The 17,901-nt window shown below is 63.2% G+C and carries 15 protein-coding genes; 8 read left to right on the plus strand and 7 right to left on the minus strand.

The genetic code is table 11. From position 1 onward, the window contains the following. Positions 1-33: 33 nt before the first annotated feature. The 3 genes from ACEN84_RS11635 to ACEN84_RS11645 all read right to left on the minus strand — a co-directional run bounded on the left by ACEN84_RS11635 (position 34) and on the right by ACEN84_RS11645 (position 5,225). Entirely contained in the window at positions 34-648 is a 615-nt protein-coding gene (locus tag ACEN84_RS11635; RefSeq protein ID WP_413711295.1) for a C39 family peptidase, read from the minus strand. A 120-nt stretch (positions 649-768) separates the two neighbouring features. After that, the gene (locus ACEN84_RS11640) at positions 769-4,509 is read right to left on the minus strand and encodes a peptidoglycan-binding protein (protein WP_413710946.1); all 3,741 of its coding nucleotides are present in this window, start codon (positions 4,507-4,509) and stop codon (positions 769-771) included. 257 nt (positions 4,510-4,766) lie between these two features. Continuing rightward, positions 4,767-5,225, minus strand: a complete 459-nt coding sequence (locus tag ACEN84_RS11645; RefSeq protein ID WP_025555263.1) for an Lrp/AsnC family transcriptional regulator — start codon at positions 5,223-5,225, stop codon at positions 4,767-4,769. A 126-nt stretch (positions 5,226-5,351) separates the two neighbouring features. Here ACEN84_RS11645 and ACEN84_RS11650 point away from each other — a divergent pair, with 126 nt between their 5' ends. Continuing rightward, positions 5,352-6,635, plus strand: a complete 1,284-nt coding sequence (locus ACEN84_RS11650; RefSeq protein ID WP_413710947.1) for a cystathionine gamma-synthase family protein — start codon at positions 5,352-5,354, stop codon at positions 6,633-6,635. A 12-nt stretch (positions 6,636-6,647) separates the two neighbouring features. Here ACEN84_RS11650 and ACEN84_RS11655 read toward each other — a convergent pair whose 3' ends face one another. Both ACEN84_RS11655 and ACEN84_RS11660 read right to left on the minus strand, forming a co-directional pair. Then, the gene (locus ACEN84_RS11655) at positions 6,648-7,010 is read right to left on the minus strand and encodes a hypothetical protein (RefSeq protein WP_025555261.1); all 363 of its coding nucleotides are present in this window, start codon (positions 7,008-7,010) and stop codon (positions 6,648-6,650) included. Positions 7,011-7,093: 83 nt separating this feature from the next. Continuing rightward, positions 7,094-7,513: a hypothetical protein gene (locus ACEN84_RS11660; RefSeq protein WP_413710948.1), complete on the minus strand. Its 420-nt coding sequence runs from the start codon at positions 7,511-7,513 to the stop codon at positions 7,094-7,096. Positions 7,514-7,684: 171 nt separating this feature from the next. Between ACEN84_RS11660 and ACEN84_RS11665 the strand changes: the two genes are divergently transcribed. Then, positions 7,685-8,713 carry a diguanylate cyclase domain-containing protein gene (locus tag ACEN84_RS11665; protein ID WP_413710949.1) on the plus strand — a complete coding sequence of 343 codons (1,029 nt, stop codon included), beginning with the start codon at positions 7,685-7,687 and terminating at the stop codon, positions 8,711-8,713. Here the strand turns inward: ACEN84_RS11665 and ACEN84_RS11670 are convergent. Further along, positions 8,692-10,116 carry a PLP-dependent aminotransferase family protein gene (locus ACEN84_RS11670; protein ID WP_413710950.1) on the minus strand — a complete coding sequence of 475 codons (1,425 nt, stop codon included), beginning with the start codon at positions 10,114-10,116 and terminating at the stop codon, positions 8,692-8,694. The two genes, ACEN84_RS11665 and ACEN84_RS11670, sit on opposite strands and share 22 nt — an antisense overlap. Positions 10,117-10,222: 106 nt before the next feature. Between ACEN84_RS11670 and ACEN84_RS11675 the strand changes: the two genes are divergently transcribed. Next, positions 10,223-11,122, plus strand: a complete 900-nt coding sequence (locus ACEN84_RS11675; protein ID WP_413710951.1) for a DMT family transporter — start codon at positions 10,223-10,225, stop codon at positions 11,120-11,122. Here the strand turns inward: ACEN84_RS11675 and ACEN84_RS11680 are convergent. Next, positions 11,112-11,588 carry a VOC family protein gene (locus tag ACEN84_RS11680; RefSeq protein WP_112713452.1) on the minus strand — a complete coding sequence of 159 codons (477 nt, stop codon included), beginning with the start codon at positions 11,586-11,588 and terminating at the stop codon, positions 11,112-11,114. The genes ACEN84_RS11675 and ACEN84_RS11680 overlap by 11 nt on opposite strands. A 189-nt stretch (positions 11,589-11,777) precedes the next feature. Here ACEN84_RS11680 and ACEN84_RS11685 point away from each other — a divergent pair, with 189 nt between their 5' ends. The 5 genes from ACEN84_RS11685 to ACEN84_RS11705 all read left to right on the plus strand — a co-directional run bounded on the left by ACEN84_RS11685 (position 11,778) and on the right by ACEN84_RS11705 (position 17,755). Continuing rightward, positions 11,778-11,966: a hypothetical protein gene (locus tag ACEN84_RS11685; protein ID WP_025555255.1), complete on the plus strand. Its 189-nt coding sequence runs from the start codon at positions 11,778-11,780 to the stop codon at positions 11,964-11,966. Between the two features lie 60 nt (positions 11,967-12,026). Next, on the plus strand, positions 12,027-12,329 hold the full coding sequence (locus ACEN84_RS11690; RefSeq protein WP_130279100.1) for a hypothetical protein: 303 nt from the start codon (positions 12,027-12,029) through the stop codon (positions 12,327-12,329). A gap of 156 nt (positions 12,330-12,485) precedes the next feature. Further along, positions 12,486-14,282 (plus strand): acyl-CoA dehydrogenase C-terminal domain-containing protein, encoded by a 1,797-nt coding sequence (locus tag ACEN84_RS11695; RefSeq protein ID WP_413710952.1) that lies wholly within the window; start codon positions 12,486-12,488, stop codon positions 14,280-14,282. Between the two features lie 37 nt (positions 14,283-14,319). Beyond that, a complete protein-coding gene (locus ACEN84_RS11700; protein ID WP_413710953.1) occupies positions 14,320-15,528 on the plus strand; it encodes an acetyl-CoA C-acetyltransferase in 1,209 nt (402 codons plus the stop codon). Between the two features lie 13 nt (positions 15,529-15,541). Further along, positions 15,542-17,755, plus strand: coding sequence for an FAD-dependent oxidoreductase (locus tag ACEN84_RS11705; protein WP_413710954.1), 2,214 nt, complete (start codon positions 15,542-15,544; stop codon positions 17,753-17,755). Positions 17,756-17,901: the final 146 nt, after the last annotated feature.

The following is a 17,901-nucleotide window of genomic DNA, read 5'->3' on the forward strand; positions in this document are numbered from 1 at the left end:
AAACCTCCAAATGATCTCGTGCGAAAATGTGTGTCAGAAGCCGATCGCGATGCCGCGATTGGCGAAGAAGCGGTCGAAGACGGCAAGCGGCAGCGTCGCGTCTGCCTGGCTCGCGGCATCATGGCCGGATGGATTGTGGAAACGGATCGCCTCGGGTGACGCCGCGGTCACCAGAACGAGATGCCCGCCTTTCGAGGGCGGTGTCCTCTCTGGCCAGCGGATGCCGCTATTGACCGAGGCGATGAAGAAAGGACGATCGGCCAGCAGCCCTGGAATGCTCTCTGTCGCGACACCTGTCATCGTCTCTGCCGAGAGCCCGAAGCGTTCGCGCACATAGGTTACGAAAGGTGCGTAGATCAGCCCCTTGATCGAGGCATCGAGCTCGTTGACGACATAGCCGCCATAGGCGGTGCAGGCGCGGGCGAGAGCAAGCGTTGGATGCAGCTCGCCGCGCGCTGCCAGGATCATCTTCAGGCAGGCCATGCCGCAGACATTGACCGCCCAGCGCGCATAGTCCTCGACCGTCTCGGCGCCTGACTGCCGCCAGAGCGGATCCCGCAGCAGCGCCGCCGACCCCTCGGCAAGCACTGATAACGTCATCTCCGGCGTTTCCCACTGGCTGAAATAGGGAACCTTGTCCTGCTGAATGCTCACGAATCCCCCGACCGGCAATCAATCCCGCCGCGAAACTCTGAAAGCAAAACGACCCTTTTGCGGCGAAGGCAAAAGGGTCGTCGTGATTTTCGAGGCGAGGGCCGGATTGGCGCCTTATGCCTTGGTGGCGTTCTTGGCGTTGCGCTCCAGCAGGGCCTTGACCGTATCGTCGTTGATCTTGCCGGACGGATCTTGGCCGATCGACTTCTGGAAGCTCTTGATCGCCGAAACGGTCTTGGCGCCCATCTCGCCATCAGGCTTGCCGGCGTCGAAACCGTTGTTGTTCAGGATCGCCTGAATGTTGCGGATCGCCTTCTTCATGTCGACGCTCGAGGTGCTGGTACCGGTGCCGGTCCAGGCGTCGGGCACGTCGATGCCGTTGGCCTTGTTGTCGAGCTGCTGCGGCTTCCAGGCGTCGGTTGCGGCCTTCGCCTTGTCGAGGTCGGCAGGCTTCATTGCCTTGGCGACTTCGTCGCGCTTGGCGCCAGCGTCCTTGTCGCCACCCTTGGCAGCGATCGCAAACCACTTGTAGCTCTCGCCGAGATCCTGCGTCACGCCATTGCCGCGGGCGCAGAGGATGGCGAGGTTGAACTGGCTGTCGGTGATGCCGAGATTGGCGGCCTTGGTGAACCAGTTGGCGGCCGTCGCATAATCCTGCTGGCCGAGCGCGCCGGAAGCGTAGAGCACTGCGAGATTGTGCATGGCGCTGGCATTGCCCTGATCAGCAGCCTGCTCGTAGTAGCCCTTGGCCTTGTTGATGTCGCGGGCGACGCCTGTACCCTTCTCGTAGATGCTGCCGAGACGGTACTGCGCCGGGGCAAAGCCCTTGTCGGCGGCCATCTGGTACCACTTGACCGCATCGGCTTCGCTGGCGGTGACGCCGTTGCGGCCTTCGCTGTAGCGGGCGGCAATTTCGAACAGGGCCAGCGCATCGCCGCCGCGTGCCGCATCGGCAAGTGCCGCCGGCTGGATTACATCGGGAACAGCGATTTCAGGCTGTGCCGGTGCCGCATTGGTGGTGGCCGGAGCATCCTTCGGAGCAAAGGCCGTGGCATCCTGAGCCGGAGCGCCCGGCGTCAGCGTCGCAGCACCTTCGCCATCGAGCGGCGCGGCGTCGGTCAGGTGATCGGCCGGTGATGCCGGAGCCGGATCGGCGGCCGGGGCAACGGCCTCTGGTGCTGCCGGTGCTTCGAGATTGGCTGTCGCCTGGTTGTCGATCTGCGGTACGGCCGTCGTGTCTGCCGTTGCCGGAGCCTGGTTCGCATCGCTCATGACCGCGACTTCTGCGGGCGGTGCGCTCTGGCCTGTGGTCAGCGTGCGGGCAAGCGGGAATGCCATGATCGCCAGAAGCACTGCGCCGGCTGCGAGAAGCAGCGGACGGCGGAAGCGCGAGAAGGCGCTGGCGCCACCGGCAGGCTTCGGAGCCTTGCTCTTCTTGTCGGCCTTCAGCGGCTGCGCTTTCGGGTCGGATTCGATAGCGGCGGCCTGGGCGGCACGGCGGGCAGCGGCGATATAGTCGGCGCGGTCGTTTTCCGAGGCAGGTTTCGGGTTGGCGCGCGCCGCACTCTGGCTGGCGCGAACCCGTTCTAGGATCTTCTTCACGTCAGGCGCGCCGGAGCCAGGCTCGAGAAGCTCGTTGGCCTCTTCGCCGGGCACGACATCGACAGGGTCGATGGACGGAGCCGGATCGATGATCGTGCGCTCGGCGGCATCGGCCTTCGGCGCCTTCTTGCCGGGCATCAGCTTCTTGCCGATCGCCAGGAACAGGCTCTTGCTCTGCTTGGCTTCGGCAGCATGCTTGGTGGCGGCTTCGATGGCGATGGCGCTGGTTTCGCTGACGGCGGGAGCCGGGGCCGGCTGCGGCGCAACGGCTTCAGCCACGGCGGCGCGCGGTGCCGCCACGCCCTTGGTGCCGAACACGGCAGGCTTTTCCGCCTCTGCGCCGGCAGGGATCAGCGAATAGGGGTCGACTTCGAAATCGACATTGGCGGCCGGCATGCGGGCGGCCGGCCGGTTGCGCGTTTCCATGTCGTCGAGGCGGTCGGCGATATGGACGAGCGTTTCATGCAGCGCCTGGAACGTCTTGTGGGTCCGTTCCTCGCCGCTGCGGCTCAGGTCTTCGAGGTGGCGAAGGTCGGCGGCCAGCGCGTTCAGCGCCGACATGTCGGCGGCCGGAACGCTGCCGGCCTGCAGGCCGCCATTGCGCGAATAGGCATCGACCACGGCTTCAGCCGCCTGACGGGCAGCCTCGATGATATATTCGTCGCTGGTCGCCATATAGTCTTCGATGGCGCCCATGCGGCGGTCGAGATCGGCGGAGATGCCGGCATCTGCACGCGGCTCGTGGAGCAGCGTGGAGAGATTGGCGATCTGGTCTTCGAGGCTCTTCAGCGCCCGCGAGTCGGTTGCCGGTGCCGCGGTGCTCTCTTCGAGACGGGCGGCGATGTCGCTAAGACGTCCCTCGATCCGGCGGAAAGCGCTGTCGTCGATGGCAGGTGCCGCCATGACGGGAGCCGGCTGGATTTCCATCTGGTCGATGCGGCGGGCGAGATAGTCGAGCCGCTCGGCAAGAACGTCGTTGACCGCGCCGGTTTCCAGCGCGTCGATCTTGCTGGAGATATCGGCCAGCGTGCGGTTGAGGTCGGGCTGCGGTGCGGCCTTCTGGGCGCGCTCCAGCATGTAGGACAGCTGCTCAAGCCGCTCGTCGAGATGGGCCGTCGCCTTGGTATTGGCCAGCTCCTCGACGCGGCGCGTCAGCATTTCCAGCCGGTCGGTCAGGCCATCGGCCGGTGCCGTGCGGTTGGCAACGCTGCGGCCCATCAGGTCGATCTGCTCGCCGAGCGCATTGAGACGGCCTTCGAGGCGGTGCATCAGCGCCGGGTCGCCGTTGGAGGCATTGCGGCTGCTGGCGGCAATGGCGCGGCTGATTTCGTCGAGGCGCGTATCCATCGCCGCGAACTGCTCGGACATCGCCCGGTCATGCGGCTGGATCATGCTGCCGAACTGTTCCATCGCGCTGGCAATGGAGATCAGCTTGTCTTCGAGAGCGCGGACAGCCGGGCTCTCGCCCATGCCGCCGATATGGCGCTTGATGTCGTCGAGCCGGTAGGCGAGCGAAACCAGTTCTTCCTGAAGGCCGGCGGTGTCGATCGTGTGCAGCTGATTTTCGAAGCTGTCCCAGCGGCGCTCCATGTGGCGGACGGAATCTTCGCGTGCCAAGCCATCCATCAGCGAGCGGAGTTCGTCGAATTCGCTGCGCAGGCCAGCGGCTTCCGGGCTCGCGGAGCGGTGCGAGAGCTGGTCGATGCTGTGCGCAAGCCGGCCCATATCGGCGCGGATGTCGTCGGCGAAACGGTTGTCCTGAGCGCTCGACTTGATCTCGCGGAGCTCACCGCGCAGTGCATTCATCTCCCGCGTCACGCCTTCGGAGATGTCGCGCTTCAGATCCTGGCGCAGGTTGACGAGCGCCTGGGCGATTTCGGTCATCGTGTCGTTCGAGGCGCCGTAGACGGGAGCGGCGGCCGTAGCCGGTGCGCGCGGCGCAGGAACGGGTTCGCGGTAGGCGGCACGTTCGGCGGCTGCGCGTTCGCGGCCGGCTTCGAGAATGCGCTGGCGCTGGCGGATTTCGGCGAGCGGGTCTGGACGGGGCTCGGCGACGGCGTAGGCCGGCCGCGGCTCGTAGGAACGTGCGTAGCTATCGCGTTCGGGAGCAGCAGCCCGTGGCGCCGGATCCCGCGGACCATTGGTGCCCATCAGCCCTTCGATACGCGCCTCGAGCCCTTCGATCGTGCGGTTCAGCGCGTCGAGGGAGGACCTGTCGGCGCTCCGGGGAGAATTTGATCGCGATCCGTTCATCTTCTTGCTCGCTTCGTCTGCCGCGTCCCTCGTCAGGGTTCGGCTATTGGCTTGAGAGACCGTTTCATCCGAGTTTAGTTTTTTAGACTTTCCTCAAACTGGACGGCGTAGCGGCATTCCAACGAAAAACGCGAGACTAGGAAAAGGAATGCGGATCACCACTGCTCACCGCGCACCTTTCACGAAACGTGGTAAACAACCCGTTAATTTGTGTGAGAATTTTTTAACACTTGAGGCTTTGTGGGCATTTTTGACGCTCAGGAGCGCCGCGCCTTGATGGTGTTCATCACGAAGCTGGTCTCGATCGTGTCGACGCACTTCAGCTTGGCGATCTTGTCCTTGATGAACCGCTCGTATTGTTCGAGCCCGGCGCTCATCACCTTCAGCACATAGTCCTTCGAGCCGGTGACGAGGTGGCATTCCAGCACTTCGTCCCAGCCGCGCACGGCATCCTCGAACATCCGGATCTCGTCTTCGTGCTGGCGGCTGAGCCGCACGGAGGCGATCGCCGTCATCGTCCAGCCCTCGACGGCCGGGTCGATCATCGCGGTGTAACCCTGGATGACGCCGGTCTCTTCCAGACGCCGTAGCCGCCGCAAACAAGCCGATGCCGAAAGCCCCACACGCTCCGCCAATTCGTTGTTGGTGATGCGCGCGTCGGCCGCCAGTTCCTTGAGGATACGGCGGTCGATCGTATCGGCAATTTTCTGCGTCACTTTTCGCTGATCTCCGCAAGAAGTTGCTTCCAACAATATCAGGCCGCGCCAAATAGCAAGAACCCGCCGCTGCATCTGATATAATTTGCCGGGCGAAGTCCGTGACATTGTTTGAGGAGACGTTTCATGACCGCGCCGCACCCGTCGAGAACCCATATCGGTAATCACGCCCTGCATCCGGAAACCCAGATGCTGAACTACGGCTATGATCCGGAATTGTCGGAAGGCGCCGTCAAGCCGCCGGTCTTCCTGACCTCGACCTTCGTCTTCAAGTCCGCCGAGGATGGCCGGGATTTCTTCGACTATGTCTCCGGCCGCAAGGAGCCGCCGGAGGGCAAGGGTGCGGGTCTCGTCTATTCCCGCTTCAACCATCCGAACAGCGAGATCGTCGAAGACCGCCTTGCCGTCTATGAGCGCACCGAAAGCTGCGCGCTCTTCTCGTCCGGCATGTCGGCGATCGCCACCACGCTGCTCGCCTTCGTCCGCCCCGGCGATGCCGTCCTGCATTCGCAGCCGCTCTATGGCGGCACGGAAACGCTGCTTGCCAGGACCTTCCTCAATCTCGGCGTCTCCGCCGTCGGTTTTGCCGATGGTGTCAGCGAGAGCTCGGTAAAGGCCGCGGCCGAACAGGCGATGGCCAAGGGCCGCGTCTCCGTCATCCTCATCGAAACGCCGGCCAATCCGACCAACAGCCTCGTCGATGTCGCGATGATCCGCCGTGTCGCCGATGCGATCGGCGAAAAGCAGGGCCATACGCCGATCATCGCCTGCGACAACACGCTGCTCGGCCCGGTCTTCCAGCGGCCGATCGAGCATGGCGCCGATATCTCGCTTTATTCGCTGACCAAATATGTCGGTGGTCATTCGGACCTGATCGCCGGTGCCGCACTCGGCCGCAAGGCCGTGATGAAGCAGGTCAAGGCACTGCGTGGGGCGATCGGCACGCAGCTCGATCCGCATTCCTGCTGGATGCTTGGCCGTTCACTGGAAACGCTGCAGATCCGCATGGAGCGGGCCAATAGCAATGCCGAAGCCGTCGCCGGTTTCCTGCGCGAGCATCCGAAGGTCGAGAAGATCCACTATCTGCCCTACAACGATCCGCAGTCGCCGGTCGGCCGCACGTTTACGGCCCAGTGCAGCGGCGCGGGCTCGACCTTCTCCTTCGATATCAAGGGTGGCCAGCCGGCCTCGTTCAAATTCCTGAACGCGCTGAAGATCTTCAAGCTGGCCGTCAGCCTCGGCGGCACGGAATCGCTCGCGTCTCATCCGGCGACGATGACGCATTCGGGCGTGCCGGCAGATGTGCGCCAGCGCATCGGCGTGCTGGAATCAACGATCCGCCTGTCGATCGGGATAGAGCATCCCGACGACCTGATTGCCGATCTCACGCTGGCGCTTGATGAGGCGTAAGGGCGGGCGGCCTCAGGCCGCCGCTGCCTCCCGCACGTCATCCAGCAGGAAATGCACGACGACATATTTCGTCGTGTAGTGCCTGCCGCTGTCCGATGTCTCGTCGGCGGTGCCGCCATCGGCAGGATGCCAGGTATGGTAATGTGGATTATTGGCGATCAGCGTGATCGCCTTGCCGGCGAATTTGCCGTCGAGGCGGTAGCGCGCCTCGGCGAGCGGCCAGATGCGCTCGTAATCCTGCTGCGAAATCCGCACCCGCAGCGCCTGGCGATGGGTCGCCTCGCCATGCGAGCCGTCTTCGTGCACGGTCGCCGGAATATCCAGCGTCACTTCCTCCGCGCCGTTCAGGATGAAATTGAACTCCTCAGGCCACATCCGTCTCATGAAGTCGCTCCTCCCAAGCTCGTTCTTCGGTTAGCCAACGAAATGTAACGCACCTGTCGCGGGAAGCAACCGCCTTACGAAAGCCAGTCCGGAAAGCTCTGGTCCGGCGTCATCTTGTCCCATGCCTGCGCCGCGATCTTCCAGCCGCTGCTGTCCTTCACCAGCAGCATCATCTCGACATTGCGGCTGCGCTCGCGATTGTTCTCGACGTTCTCACAGGCGGCAACCGCAACGGCAACATTGCCGAAGATGCGAATTTCTCGCGCCGGACAATGTTCGGCAAAGGCGCGCAGCGACGTCTGCGACAGCCCCTCCATGCGCTCCAGGAATTTCCGCGGCGTCTGTGCTCTTGCGGGACGCGCCGAGGCAAACAACAGGGGATCCGGATGGAAATCCTCCATGAAGCCCTCGGCATCAGGCCCAGTGCCATGCGCCCAGCTGAGACTGGCAAACTGCCGCTCGATCAGATCTGAAATGGCTTGACGGTCGTCCATGCGCTCCTCCGGTTGCAAGCCCGAAATCAGTTTACCAGCTTTCCGCGCCAATGTCCGCTGCCAGACATTGCTGCTGGCAACGCCTTGTTAACATTCGTCAAACTTTGCCCTTGCCCTGACAAATCATGACATCATGTTTTAGCAACGGGTTGCGAACTGACGGAGGTATGAATGGGACAGGTCGTCCGGCTCCCCGCCAATGAAGCAGAACGGCTGCTGGCGGTCCGCGCCTTGAATGCCGTAAGCCGCAGTTCGACGCCGGAGCTTGCGGCTCTCGCCGAGCTGGCCCGTGGCGTCTTCGAAACACCCTTCGCGGCCATCAACATCATCGATGAGGATTGGCAGCGCGTTGCCGGCCAGGCGGGGATGAAGCTCGCCGAGTGCTCGCGCGATCTCTCGATCTGCACCCGTGTCGTCTACGCCAACGATCTCGTCATCATTCCCGATCTGCAGCGCCATCCCGACTTGTCGGATATGCCTTATGTGACCGGCGACCCGCATTTTCGCTTCTATGCCGGCGCGCCGATCGAGATGGAGGGCAGCCTGGCCGTCGGCGCCTTCTGTATTCTCGATGTGGAACCGCGGGATTTGTCCGATGCCGAGATCGGCAATCTCAGCCGCTTCGCGCTGGTCGCCGGTGCGTTGCTGCGCCTGCAGAAGGCCAACATGGTCATGGGCCTTGCCGAAACCAGTCTGCGCGCCGCGGCAATGACCGACCCGCTGACCGGCTTCTACAATCGCACGGCGCTTGCGAGCCTTGTCGATGGTGAGCTTGAGCGGTCGCTTGCGGCGAGCCAGACCTTCGGCGCCCTCTATCTCGACATGGACGGGTTCAAGGGCATCAATGATCGCCTCGGCCACCATGCCGGCGACGAAGTGTTGCGCGAGGCGGCAAACCGCATCCGCGCCGTCATCCGGGCCGGTGATATTGCCGTGCGCATGGGCGGTGACGAGTTCGCCGTCTTCATCCCCAATCCGCCGAATGCCGCTGCACTTTCATCCGTGGCCGAGCGCCTGGTCGCCGCTTTCCGCGAACCTTTCGAGGTCGACGGCATATCGGTCGGTGCCCGTCTCAGCATCGGCGGAGCGCTGGCGCCACAGGCAGGCAGCAATCGCATCGATCTCCTCAAGGTCGTCGATGCCGCGCTCTATCAGGCGAAGGCCGCGGGCCGCGACCGCTACCTGATCGCCGGCATATGACGCGCCGCCTTCAGGGCTTTCTCAAGCGCGCGGTAAATGCGCGGATCGCCGGATTGCGCGGCATTGAAGCGCAGGAACCGGCTCCCCTCCGGCGCCGTGCTGAAGGCATTGCCGGGCGCCAGCACGACATTGTCGGCAAGGCAGGACTGGGCGATATCGCCCGCATTGATCCCGTCAGGCAATTGGCACCACAGGAAGATCCCGGATTGCGGCCTGATCCAGGGCGTGATGCCGAGCGGCGCCAGCCGCCCGATCGTCTCGTCCATCGCCTTCGAAAGCCGCACCTTCAGCGTATCGAGATGCTTGCGGTAGCTGCCGTCGGTCAGAAGCAGGAGGATCAGCTCGGCATTCAGCCGGCCGCCGCCGATGCTCGTCACCAGCTTGAGATCAATTAGCGGCTCGACCCATTCCGGCTTGGCCGCGATGAAGCCGCAGCGCACCGAGGTGGAAAGTGTCTTCGAGAAGCTGCCGACATGCACGACCCGCTCCAGCCCGTCGAAGGCGGCAAGGCGCGGAGAGGGCTCATGTTCCAGATCGGCGAAGATGTCGTCCTCGATGATCGTCAGATTGGCCCGTTCCGCGAGCTTCAGCAGCTTGTGCGCGACGACGGCGGAGCAGGTGGCTCCTGTCGGATTGTGGATGGCGGAATTGGTGATGTAGAGCCGCGGCTTGTGCTGCTCGATCGCCTGCGCAAAGGCGTCGATATCCGGCCCCTGCGGCGTCATCGGCACGGCGATGGCCTTGGCGCGATTGGCGCGCAGCAATGCATGGAAGTTGAAATAGCAGGGATCGTCGACGATGACGGTATCGCCGGGCTCTATCAGCAACCGGCAGACCAGATCGATCGCCTGCGTGCCGGATTCCGTCAGGATGATGTGGTCGGGCGAGGCGGGAATGCCACGCTCGTTCATCCGCCGGGAAAGCAGTTGCCGCAATGGAAGCTGGCCGAGCGGCGTGCCGTAATTGGCAAGAACGGCATCCTCTCCGCGGGCAATGGTGCGCAATGCCTTTCGGATCGCATCGACCGGCATCCAGCTTTCCGGAAGCCATCCGCATCCGGGCTTCAGGAGATCCGGGCTGTCCTCCAGCGATTGCCGGTAGACCCAGAGCGGATCGATCGCCCGGTCGAGCTTCGGCCCGATCTCCGATAGCGTCAGCGGTTGCGGCGAACTCGAGACATAGAAACCCGAACCGGGACGCGAGCGGATCAGCCCTTCGGCCGCCAGCCGCTCATAGGCCTCGACAACGGTGGAGGCCGAGACATGCATGGTCTTGGCGAAAGCGCGCACCGATGGCAGGCGTGACCCCGGTACCAGTTCCCGCCCGGCAATCCGCCGGCGAATCTCCGTCATTACGGCGCCGATGCGCTTGCCACTGTCCAGGTTTTTGACCGCTTGATCCATCTGTATTGTATCCGTGTCCATAACAGTTTGCGCAAACTGTACCGTACTGTTGCTGGCAATGCCATGCCTTCGGGTTCATAGCGGGCGAGAACAGGAGCATGCGCACATGGACAAGACGGCAGCCGGTTGGCTCAGTGGCTTTATGGGGATCCTCATCTTCAGCGGTTCGCTTCCCGCGACCCGTGTTGCCGTTGCCGGTTTCGACCCGCTGTTCCTCACCGTCGCGCGGGCGGTGATCGCCGGCATTCTGGCAGGTGGCCTGCTGATCCTCTTTCGCGAAAAGCGCCCGCTGCGCAGCGATCTCGTCTCGCTCGCGGTCGTTTCCTTCGGTGTCGTCATCGGCTTTCCGCTGCTGACCGCAATCGCGCTGAAGCATATCACCTCGGCCCATTCGACCGTCTTCATCGGCCTGCTGCCGTTATCGACGGCGATCTTCGGGGTGCTGCGCGGCGGTGAACGGCCGCAACCGGTCTTCTGGCTGTTTTCCTGCCTCGGCAGCGCCATCGTCGCCGGCTTCGCGCTGGCGCAGGGCGATGGAACGACATCGGTCGGCGATCTCCTGATGCTTGCGGCCATCGTCGTCTGCGGCTTGGGCTACGCCGAGGGCGCACGCCTTTCCCGCAAGCTCGGTGGCTGGCAGGTGATCTCCTGGGCGCTCGTCCTGTCGCTGCCGCTGATGCTGGTCCTGTCGGTCGTTGCGATGCCGCAGACCTTGCCTGAAATGAGCAATCCCGCCTGGCTTGGCCTTGGCTATGTGTCGCTGTTCAGCATGCTGATCGGCTTCATCTTCTGGTATCGCGGCCTGGCGCTTGGCGGCATCGCCGGTGTCGGCCAGCTGCAGCTGCTGCAGCCGTTCTTCAGCCTGGTGCTGGCGGCAACACTGCTCAAGGAGAGCGTCAGCTGGAGCATGCTGGCGGCAACGCTGGCCGTGGTTGCCTGCGTCGCCGGCGCGAAGAAATTCGCCAAGGCCGCTCCACCTGTGACTGGCGCCGCACTCAGCCGTTGAAGGCTGCCTGCAGCTCGGCCATATCGAGCTTGACCATCTGCAGCATCGCTGCCGTCATCCGCCGCGCCTTGGCACGATCCGGATCGGCCATCATCTTGCCGAGCACGCGCGGGGTGATCTGCCAGGAGAGGCCCCAGCGATCTTTCAGCCAGCCGCAGGCTTCCGTCGTTCCGCCATTGCTCAGAAACGCATCCCATATGCGGTCGATCTCGGCCTGGCTATCGCATTCGACAATGATCGAGAAGGCATGGTTGAAGGCATCGAGCGGTCCTGCCTCAAGCGCCAGATAATTCTGGTCGCCGAGCCGGAATTCGATCACCTTGCAGCTGCCTTCCGGCCCGCTCGGCGTATCGGCGGGAATGACCGTCGAGCGGATGAAGGTCGAGTCCGGGATCACGGAGACATAGAAATCCACGGCCTGCTGGGCGTCCTTTTCGAACCAGAGATTGTTCGAGATCCGGGTCATGAGAAGTCCTCCTCTATTGCCTTTTGGGGTTGAACAATCCGAGGACGGCTGAGCGGAGCGCTTCCCGACAATTCCGGCGCGCTTTCCCGCCCTTTGTCTTATTTCGTACAGAGAGCAAAAAGCCGTGATCGGCAGGAACTGAGGGGTAGTCCTCGGCGTTGATTTGACGCCTTGAAGGAGGGCGGTCCCATGAGCTCGCACATCGATCCCAAAGTCACATCGCTGCAGGATGCCAGAAAAGTCTGGAGTGTCAGCGATTTCGCCCGCAAACAAGGCCTGGATCGCAAGCAGGAGCGCGAGCTTGTCCAGCTGTTCGGCCACTTCGCCACCAAGCAGGAACTCATGGCAAATTGCCTGCGCCCGAGGCTCACACGATAGCGTTACAAAGCGCAGCTAGAGTGGGCGGCTCACGAGGGCTGATTCTTGCATAGAAATCTGATGTCCGAAATCCGGCATGCGCAGAAGAACATCTCCGGCATGCATCGCTGGCAGCGCCGCTCGCTCATCCGCAAGATTGTCGACGAGCTCCACACGCTGCGTGATGACGAGCTTTCCGAAGGACTGTTCGATCAGAGCGACAATCTCGACAAGCTGATCTTCAATGCCTGCGCCTCGATCACGGCGCTCGCCGAGACCGACGACGCCTATTTCGGCCTCGTCCTCGAGGAGTTTTCCTCACTGTTGAAAACCATGAGCGACGTCGTTCGCAGAAGCGCCGCGCTGTCGGCCGAACTTCACTGATCTCAAGGCGGAAATCTCCGTCCATCCGCTGTGCCGTGATCCCCATCACAAATTCGAGCAAATGCAGAATTTGACGTTTACGCAAACGTCAATATTTTGTAAGACACTCCCATGTGCCGGTCTCGGTCCGGTCTGCGAATTGGAGGAATTCGAACGATGCCAGTCTATAAGGCCCCGGTTAATGACACGCTCTTCGTCCTGAACGATGTGCTGGGTCTGGAGCGCTACAACAATCTGCCGGGCTTTGCGGACGCGACACCTGACATGATCGAGGCGATCCTCGGCGAGGCCGCGAAGGTGGCCGAAGAGGTGCTTTTCCCGCTCAACTATTCAGGCGATCAGGAAGGCTGCAAGCGCGGCGAGGACGGCTCGGTAACCACGCCGAAGGGCTTCAAGGCCGCCTATGATGCCTATTGCCAGGGCGGCTGGACCGGGCTTGCCGTGCCGGAAGAATTCGGCGGGCAGGGGCTTCCCTACACGCTGCACGCTGCCGTCGGCGAATATACCTCCGCCGCCAACATGTCGCTGATGATGTATCCGGGCCTGACGCAGGGCGCGATCGCCGCGATCCTCGTGCATGGTTCCGACGAGCAGAAGCAGACCTACCTGCCGAAAATGGTCTCCGGCGAATGGTCCGGCACCATGAACCTGACCGAACCTCATTGCGGCACCGATCTCGGCCTGCTGCGCACAAAGGCCGTGCCGCAGGGTGATGGCAGCTACAAGATATCAGGCCAGAAGATTTTCATCTCTGCCGGCGAACACGACATGACCGGCAATATCGTCCATCTGGTGCTCGCCCGCATCGAGGGCGCGCCGGAGGGCACCAAGGGCATCTCGCTCTTCATCGTGCCGAAGTTCATCGTCAAGGAAGACGGCACGCCGGGTGACCGCAACGCCGTCTCCTGCGGCGCGATCGAGCACAAGATGGGCATCCACGGCAACGCCACCTGCGTCATGAACTATGACGAGGCGACCGGCTATCTGATCGGTGCCGAAAACCGCGGCCTCAACGCCATGTTCGTGATGATGAACGAAGCCCGCCTCGGCGTCGGCCTGCAGGGCCTGTCGATCTCCGAGATCGCCTATCAGAACGCCGTCAACTATGCCCGCGAGCGCATCCAGGGCCGTTCCCTTTCCGGCCCGAAGGCGCCGGAAAAGAAGGCCGATCCGATCATCGTCCATCCGGATATCCGCCGCTCGCTGATGACCATCCGCGCCTTCAACGAGGCCGGCCGCGCCTTCCTGCTTTGGACCGCTCTGAAATCCGACATCGCCCACCGCTCCGCTGACGACAAGGAACGCCAGACGGCCGACGATATTCTCGGCCTCGTCACGCCGATCCTCAAGGGCGTGATGACCGACAAGGGCTTCGACCACGCCGTCATGGCCCAGCAGGTCTTTGGCGGCCACGGCTATATCGAAGAACACGGCATGAGCCAGTATGTCCGCGATGCCCGTATCGCCATGATCTACGAAGGCGCCAACGGCATCCAGGCGCTCGACCTCGTCGGCCGCAAGCTCGGCCTCAATGGCGGCCGAGCCGTCATGGCGCTCTTCAAGGAGATCGGCGATTTCTGTGAAGAGAACCGCAACGACGAAAAGCTCGCCTTCTTCACCAAGCATCTGAAGAAGGGCTTGAACGACGTGCAGGCGGCGACCATGTGGTTCATGCAGAATGCCATGGCCAAGCCCGACAATGCCGGTGCCGGTTCGACCGATTACATGCACCTCTTCGGCCTCGTCGTTCTCGGCTATATGTGGGCGAAGATGGCGAAGGCTGCCGAAGACGCGCTTGCGAATGGCGATAGCGCCCGTGCCGACTACCTCAAGACCAAGCTCGTCACCGGCAAGTTCTACATGGAGCGCATCATGCCGGAGACGGCGATGCGCAAGGCCCGCATCGAAACCGGCGCCGACACGATGATGGAATTGGCTGCCGAAGCATTCTGAGTTGAACGGCGCCATACGCCGCCAGGGAGAAGAGACGATGACCGACGTATTCATCTACGACCACGTGCGCACGCCGCGCGGCCGCGGCAAGAAGGACGGCTCACTGCATGAAGTGCCGTCCGTGCGCCTTGCCGCCAAGACGCTGGAAGCGATCCGCGATCGCAACGGGCTGGATACGGCAACGGTCGACGACATCATCATGGGCTGCGTCGATCCGGTCATGGATGCCGGCGCCGTAATCCCCAAGGCTGCCGCTTTCGAAGCCGGTTACTCCACCCGTGCGCCCGGCATGCAGATCTCCCGTTTCTGCGCTTCGGGCCTCGACGCCGTGAATTTCGCCGCCGGCAAGATCGCCCAGGGCGCCGATGACATCGTCATTGCCGGTGGCGTCGAAAGCATGTCCCGCGTCGGTCTCGGCATGTCCGGCGGCGCTTGGTTCATGGACCCCTCGGTCAACTTCCCGGCCTATTTCATGCCGCAGGGCGTCTCAGCCGACCTGATCGCCACGAAATACGGCTTCTCCCGCGACGACGTCGATGCCTATGCCGTCGAGAGCCAGAAGCGCGCCGCGAACGCCTGGGAGAAGGGCTACTTCAAGAACTCCGTCATCCCGGTGAAGGACCAGAACGGCCTCACGATCCTCGCCCATGACGAGCACATGCGCCCGGGTACCGACATGCAGGCGCTTGCCTCGCTCAACCCGTCCTTCCAGATGCCGGGCGAAATGGGCGGCTTCGAAGCTGTCGGCATCCAGGCCCACCCTGAGGTCGAGCGTATCAATTACGTCCACCACGCCGGCAATTCCTCCGGCATCGTCGATGGCGCAGCCGCCGTGCTGCTCGGCTCCAAGGCCGGTGGCGAAAGCCTCGGCAAGAAGCCCCGCGGCCGCATCAAGGCCTTTGCGAATATCGGCTCCGACCCGGCACTGATGCTGACCGGTCCTGTCGACGTCACCGAAAAGCTCCTGAAGCGCACCGGCATGTCGCTCGCCGATATCGATCTCTTCGAGCTCAACGAGGCCTTCGCCGCTGTGGTGCTGCGCTACATGCAGGCCTTCGACATCGACCACGACAAGATAAACGTCAATGGCGGCGCCATCGCCATGGGCCACCCGCTCGGCGCGACTGGCGCAATGATCCTCGGCACCGTGCTGGACGAGCTGGAGCGCCGCGATCTGAACACCGCGCTGGTCACGCTCTGCATCGGCGCCGGCATGGGCACGGCAACCGTCATCGAACGCGTCTGAGGGAGGAAAGACCATGACCTACAAGAATTTCACCCTCGCGACCGACGCAGACGGCATTGCGCTCGTCACCTGGGACATGCCCGGTAAGTCGATGAACGTCTTCACCGAAGAGGTGATGGAGGAGCTCAACGCCATCGTTGACGCCACTGTCGCCGACAGCGCCGTCAAGGGCGTGGTGATCACTTCGGGCAAGTCGTCCTTCTCCGGCGGCGCTGATCTGTCGATGATCAAGTCGATGTTCACGCTGTACCAGACCGAGAAGGCCGCCAATCCCGATACCGCCGCACAAAAGCTGTTCGATCTCGTCGGGCGCATGACCGGCCTGTTCCGCAAGCTGGAGACCTGCGGCAAGCCGTGGGTCTCAGCGATCAACGGCACCTGCATGGGCGGCGCGCTGGAAATGTCGCTCGCCTGCCATGGCCGCGTCGCCTCGAATGCCAAGTCGGTCAAGATCGCGCTCCCCGAAGTCAAGGTCGGCATCTTCCCGGGTGCCGGCGGTACGCAGCGCGTTTCGCGCCTCGCCGATGCGCAGTCCGCGCTGCAGATGATGACAACAGGTCAATCGCTGACCGCTTCGCGCGCCAAGGCGATGAACCTCGTGCATCAGGTCGTCGAGCCGGACCAGCTGATCCCGGCCGCCAAGCAAATGATCAAGGATGGTCTGAAGCCGGTTGCCCCGTGGGACGAGAAGGGCTTCAAGGTGCCCGGCGGCGGCATCTGGACGCCGGCCTCCGCGCAGCTCTGGCCGGCCGCACCGGCGATCCTGCGCCGCGAAACGGCAGGCAATTATCCGGGCGCGCTCGCCATCCTGAAATGCGTCTATGAAGGCCTGCAGGTGCCCTTCGATACGGCGCTGAAGATCGAGCAGCGCTATTTCACCCAGGTGCTGCAGACCACCGAAGCCTTCTCGATGATCCGCTCGCTGTTCATCTCGATGCAGGAACTCGGCAAGGGTGCGCGCCGCCCGGCCGGTCAGCCGAAGACCGAGCTGAAGAAGATCGGTGTCGTTGGCGCCGGCTTCATGGGCGCCTCGATCGCCTATGTCTCGGCCGCTGCCGGTCTCGAAGTCACGCTCATCGACCGCGATATCGACGCAGCCAGCAAGGGCAAGGCGACAGGCGAGGGGCTGGCGAAGGATTCCGTCGGCAAGGGCCGCCTGACGCAGGATGAGGCCGCCGCCATCCTTGCTCGCATCACTCCGTCTGCCGACTACGCCGATCTCCGGGATGCCGGCCTCGTCATCGAAGCCGTCTTCGAAGACCGCGACGTGAAGAAGGCCGTGATCGAAGCCGTCGAGGAAGTGCTGCCCGAGGGCGCGGTCTTCGCCTCCAACACCTCGACCCTGCCGATCACCGGCCTCGCCAAGAGCTCGAAGCGCCCGGCGGATTTCATCGGCATCCATTTCTTCTCGCCGGTCGAGAAGATGATGCTGACCGAAGTAATCCTCGGCAAGGAAACCGGCGACAAGGCGCTCGCCGTGGCGCTCGATTACGTCGCCGCGATCAAGAAGACGCCGATCGTCGTCAACGATACCCGCGGCTTCTTCGTCAACCGCTGCGTCCTGCGCTACATGGCCGAAAGCTATGACATGCTGATCGAAGGCGTGCCGCCCGTGATGATCGAGAATGCCGCCAAGATGGCGGGCATGCCGGTTGGCCCGCTGGCGCTGAACGATGAAGTGGCGATCGACCTGTCGCTGAAGATCCTCAAGGCCACCGTCGCCGATCTGGGCGACAAGGCGATCGATCCGCGCCACATGGAGCTCGTCGCCCGCATGGTCGAGAAGGAAGGCCGCTTCGGCCGCAAGAACACCAAGGGCTTCTACGACTACCCGCCGAAGCCCGCCAAGAAAACGCTCTGGCCTGAATTGAAGACCTTCTATCCGCAGAAGAAGGCCGATGAGGTGGATATCGAAGTGCTGAAGCAGCGCTTCCTCGTCACCATCGCGCTGGAAGCGGCCCGCACCGTCGAGGAAGGCATCGTCACCGATCCGCGCGAGGCCGATGTCGGCTCCATCCTCGGCTTCGGTTTCGCGCCCTATACCGGTGGTGCGCTGAGCTATATCGACGGCATGGGCGCCAAGGCCTTCGTCGAACTGGCGGAAAAGCTCGCGGCCTCCTACGGCCCGCATTTCAAGCCGACACCGCTGCTGAAGGACATGGCCGCCAAGGGCGAAACCTTCTACGGCCGCTTCGACCCCTATCGCGGGGAAAAGGAGGCGGCGTAAGCCGCCTCTGGTAAGCAGCCGCCCACCCATCACTCCGTCATGCTCGGGCCTGTCCCGAGCATCTGCAACGGCTGACATGGAATGAAACGGTTAGCGCAGGGAATCCTTAGATCCTCGGCACCGGGCCGAGGATGACGGCCTTGGTG

This window comes from Rhizobium sp. Rhizsp82 (assembly GCF_047325115.1).
GTDB lineage: Bacteria > Pseudomonadota > Alphaproteobacteria > Rhizobiales > Rhizobiaceae > Rhizobium.

What these genes read in the sequence shown, in the direction of transcription:
- ACEN84_RS11640 (WP_413710946.1), bottom strand. Translation starts at nt 4,509, where the DNA reads ATGAACGGATCGCGATCAAATTCTCCCCGGAGCGCCGACAGGTCCTCC.
- ACEN84_RS11650 (WP_413710947.1), top strand. Translation starts at nt 5,352, where the DNA reads ATGACCGCGCCGCACCCGTCGAGAACCCATATCGGTAATCACGCCCTG.
- ACEN84_RS11655 (WP_025555261.1), bottom strand. Translation starts at nt 7,010, where the DNA reads ATGTGGCCTGAGGAGTTCAATTTCATCCTGAACGGCGCGGAGGAAGTG.
- ACEN84_RS11660 (WP_413710948.1), bottom strand. Translation starts at nt 7,513, where the DNA reads ATGGACGACCGTCAAGCCATTTCAGATCTGATCGAGCGGCAGTTTGCC.
- ACEN84_RS11665 (WP_413710949.1), top strand. Translation starts at nt 7,685, where the DNA reads ATGGGACAGGTCGTCCGGCTCCCCGCCAATGAAGCAGAACGGCTGCTG.
- ACEN84_RS11670 (WP_413710950.1), bottom strand. Translation starts at nt 10,116, where the DNA reads ATGGATCAAGCGGTCAAAAACCTGGACAGTGGCAAGCGCATCGGCGCC.
- ACEN84_RS11675 (WP_413710951.1), top strand. Translation starts at nt 10,223, where the DNA reads ATGGACAAGACGGCAGCCGGTTGGCTCAGTGGCTTTATGGGGATCCTC.
- ACEN84_RS11680 (WP_112713452.1), bottom strand. Translation starts at nt 11,588, where the DNA reads ATGACCCGGATCTCGAACAATCTCTGGTTCGAAAAGGACGCCCAGCAG.
- ACEN84_RS11685 (WP_025555255.1), top strand. Translation starts at nt 11,778, where the DNA reads ATGAGCTCGCACATCGATCCCAAAGTCACATCGCTGCAGGATGCCAGA.
- ACEN84_RS11690 (WP_130279100.1), top strand. Translation starts at nt 12,027, where the DNA reads ATGTCCGAAATCCGGCATGCGCAGAAGAACATCTCCGGCATGCATCGC.
- ACEN84_RS11695 (WP_413710952.1), top strand. Translation starts at nt 12,486, where the DNA reads ATGCCAGTCTATAAGGCCCCGGTTAATGACACGCTCTTCGTCCTGAAC.
- ACEN84_RS11700 (WP_413710953.1), top strand. Translation starts at nt 14,320, where the DNA reads ATGACCGACGTATTCATCTACGACCACGTGCGCACGCCGCGCGGCCGC.
- ACEN84_RS11705 (WP_413710954.1), top strand. Translation starts at nt 15,542, where the DNA reads ATGACCTACAAGAATTTCACCCTCGCGACCGACGCAGACGGCATTGCG.